The 268-nt window shown below is 45.5% G+C and carries 1 protein-coding gene; it reads left to right on the top strand.

What is annotated here, in order from left to right; genetic code table 11:
- The first annotated feature begins 56 nt into the window (after positions 1 to 56).
- Positions 57 to 116: a protein YpfM gene (ypfM, locus tag IEQ44_RS15930; protein ID WP_001386977.1), complete on the top strand. Its 60-nt coding sequence runs from the start codon at positions 57 to 59 to the stop codon at positions 114 to 116.
- The last annotated feature ends 152 nt before the right edge of the window (positions 117 to 268 follow it).

Genomic DNA, 268 nt, shown 5'->3' with positions numbered 1-268 from the left:
GCTTCACCACGGTATATTGTTTCCGTAGAATACCCATAATTATAAGAGAGGTTGTTATGATTGAACGTGAACTGGGGAACTGGAAAGACTTTATCGAAGTTATGCTTCGTAAGTAATTCCTGAGACAAAGTACAAACAGCAAGAACCCGCTGAGCAGGTTCTTAATCGGAAAGTTGAAAAAGGCGACACATTGGCATGTCGCCTTTTTTATTGCTTATTCCGGGCGCGGCTTCAGCGGGAAGCGGCGGCGCACCAGCACAAAGAACAG

This window comes from Nocardioides malaquae (assembly GCF_015070385.1).
Taxonomy (GTDB): domain Bacteria; phylum Actinomycetota; class Actinomycetes; order Propionibacteriales; family Nocardioidaceae; genus Nocardioides; species Nocardioides malaquae.
Note: the sequence above shows the minus strand (reverse complement) of the source record. Positions and strands in the feature narration are given on the sequence as shown.